Origin of the sequence: Pseudoflavonifractor phocaeensis (genome assembly GCF_016901955.1) — a bacterium.
Taxonomy (GTDB): Bacteria; Bacillota; Clostridia; order Oscillospirales; family Oscillospiraceae; genus Flavonifractor; species Flavonifractor phocaeensis_A.
Genome location: NZ_JACJLC010000161.1, coordinates 1 through 2,649 on the forward strand (window position 1 = coordinate 1; position 2,649 = coordinate 2,649).

Annotated in this window: 3 protein-coding genes; all 3 read right to left on the reverse strand. The window is 66.7% G+C overall.

Annotated features, from left to right (window positions below; translation table 11 throughout):
• Positions 1-230: 230 nt before the first annotated feature.
• The 3 genes from H6B51_RS16755 to H6B51_RS16765 are packed head-to-tail and all read right to left on the reverse strand — an operon-like array spanning position 231 to position 2,316.
• The gene (locus H6B51_RS16755; protein WP_204884737.1) at positions 231-467 is read right to left on the reverse strand and encodes a hypothetical protein; all 237 of its coding nucleotides are present in this window, start codon (positions 465-467) and stop codon (positions 231-233) included.
• Positions 467-1,942, reverse strand: coding sequence for a M56 family metallopeptidase (locus H6B51_RS16760; protein WP_204884738.1), 1,476 nt, complete (start codon positions 1,940-1,942; stop codon positions 467-469). The genes H6B51_RS16755 and H6B51_RS16760 overlap by 1 nt, the downstream gene beginning before the upstream one ends.
• The gene (locus H6B51_RS16765) at positions 1,939-2,316 is read right to left on the reverse strand and encodes a BlaI/MecI/CopY family transcriptional regulator (protein ID WP_204884739.1); all 378 of its coding nucleotides are present in this window, start codon (positions 2,314-2,316) and stop codon (positions 1,939-1,941) included. Before H6B51_RS16765 ends, H6B51_RS16760 begins: the two co-directional genes overlap by 4 nt.
• Positions 2,317-2,649 lie beyond the last annotated feature (333 nt).

Here is a 2,649-nt window from a genome sequence, read left to right on the forward strand (position 1 = left end):
GCGTTGGACGGGATGGGGCGGCGGACGGAGGGGCGGGCGACCACAGGTCGCCCCTACGGCGTTGAATGGGAATGGTGCGGTGGACAAAAGGGCGGGCGGGGTGTCCGGAGGCCGCCCCCTACGGGGAGCCGTCGTAGGGGCCGGTGTCCCCGACGGCCCGGCGGTACGCTTTCCACACCATTATGTAGGGGCGGGTCCCAGACCCGCCCGGCTGCGCCGTCCCCGTCCGGTCAGAGGTCCTCTGTCAGCACCTCCAGCACATAGGCCCAGTCCACCGGCTGGTCGATCTGCCAGATGGTGGCGGTCAGGTCACGGGTCCCCTGGACATAGAAGACGCACAGCTGGTCCTGCACCTCCAGCCGGAGGGCCTTGTCATTGAACCCCAGGGTGAGGGAGGGGGTGGCCCCGTAGAGCTCCCGACCGGTGGTCAGCCGGGTCACCAATGAGACAGAGGTAAGGATATCCATCAGGCTCCCTCCTTTACGATGGCCTCCAGACGGTCCCAGTCCACCGGCTCGTCCACCCGGTAGAGCACCGAGGTGATCTGGTCGGACATGGGGTTTTGAATGGAACACAGCCCGTCGGTGAGGAAAAACCAGCCGCCGGGGAGGTAGAGGGTGAGCACCGGCTGGGCGCTGCCCCACACCTGCTGGCCGGTGGCCAGCCTGGTCACCGGCAGGGGGGAGAGATAGTCCAGCAGGGCCTGGGTCACCCCGGGGCTGGGCTCGTCCACGCTTCCCCCCAGGCCGTCCCCCCGCAGGCTGACGAAGTAGGGCTCCACCTGGGCGGGCAGCACCACCTCCCCCAGTGTGCCGGAGCGGAAGCTCACCCCCACCAGGCCGGAGCACAGCACCAGCAGAGTCATGACCAGGGCCAGCAGCTTGGTCCCCGCGGTGTGCTCCCCGGGGCTGACCACCCCTTTCAGCCGCCGGCGGAGGCTGGAGGCCGAGGCGGACAGGCAGGTGGACAGCCCCCGGTCATCCCCGGCGCAGTCCAGCAGCAGGGCGGCGTACTCTTTCCGGGTATCCTCTGCCGCCCCCAGAACCACCATCTCGTCGCAGGACAGCTCCAGGTCGGCGGAGGCCTTGTTCAGGGCAATCCACACCAGGGGATTGAACCAGCACAGGGCCTTGCAGAAGATGTAAAAGCACTTGGTGTCCACATCCCGCCGCTGGACGTGGCGCAGCTCATGGCGGAAGATGAGCCGGTACTGGTCCAGGGTGTAGGCCCGCTCCGGCAGGACGGTGCGCATGGACCGGAGGGTCAGGCCGATGGTGAGGGGGGAGGTGACATGGGGGCTGGTGACCAGCCTGATGTGCCGCTTCAGCAGGGCATTGCGCTGCTCATCACACCACAAATTGAACGTGTCCGGGTCCTCCACCGGTTTGGCGTCCCTTAAAATGGCCCGGCGGAACCGGAGGTGGGAAACCATATGCCACAGCACCACGGCGCAGAACCCCGCTGCCCACAGGCCCGCCAGCAGGGGGGCCAGACCGGCGGGGAGGCGCAGTACCACCGGAGGCGGCAGGTAGCCCCGCTGCCACACCGCCAGGTTGTAGTAGAGGAAAATGGGCAGCAGCCACAGGGTGGCGCAGGCCCGGGCGGAGATCTTCTGCCGCAGCAGGGGGAGGAGGAGCAGCAGCGCCCCGAAATAGCAGGTGAGCAGCACCACCAGCTGGAGGGAAAACTCGGCCACCAGGGCGTTGGCGGCGGCCAGACCGGAGAAGGGCAGAGAGATCAGCCACAGCAGGACCACCATCAGGGGTAGCGCCCATGGGGTGAGCCAGATCACGGTGTAGCGCCCGCCGTTGTTCCGGACGGTGTAGCCGGTGAGAGCCACCTGCTGTTCGTACGTCCACTCCCGGTGGAAGGCGTAGGCCACCCCAAAGGCCAGCAGGGCGGCCTCAAACAGGCGGAAGGCCCAGATTATCACGTAGTTCACAGCCGTCCCTCCTCCAGCATCCGGCGCAGCTCCTCCAGCTCCTCCCGGCTCACCCCGGCGTCCACCAGGGAGGTGGCCAGGGCGGCCACCGAGCCCCCGAAGAGCTGATCCAGCACCCCGCGGCTGGCCTGGGCCAGATAGGACTTTTCCGAAATGAGGGGGGTGTAATAGTTCACCTTCCCCCGGCGCTCCAGGGCCAGAAAGCCCTTGTCGCACAGCCGGGTGAGAAAGGTGAGGATGGTGGTGGGGGCCAGGGGATGGGTGTCGTCCAGAGCGGCCTCAATGTCCGCGCGGGTCACCGGCGGCTCCTGACGCCAGATGATCTGCATCAGGGCCAGCTCGCTGTCCGGCAGACGGCGGATGTCCTCTTTCATGATTTGCACCTCCTTCGTCAGATGTAGAACTTCTTCTTCTGTAGAAGATTATAATGCAACGGAGTGGGAAAGTCAAGGGTAACGGGCGAAAGGGCGGGCGATTGATAATCGCCCCTACGGCAATACCGGCACCCGGATGGGAATCCACAACCCACCTGCTTGCCTGGCCGTCTGTAGGGGCGGATATCATCCACCCGGCAGTGATCGGCGGGGCGTCGGTCGGCCGCCCCCTGGGGGAGCGCTTGCGGGTCCGGCGTATCAGTTCCCGTGTCGGAACGGCGGGCGACCACAGGTCGCCCCTACGGATTTGAACGGGACGGGGCGGTGGATAAA

Bases quoted from the DNA above. Each gene is read 5' to 3' on its own strand.
- H6B51_RS16755 (WP_204884737.1), bottom strand. From the start codon at position 467: ATGGATATCCTTACCTCTGTCTCATTGGTGACCCGGCTGACCACCGGT.
- H6B51_RS16765 (WP_204884739.1), bottom strand. From the start codon at position 2,316: ATGAAAGAGGACATCCGCCGTCTGCCGGACAGCGAGCTGGCCCTGATG.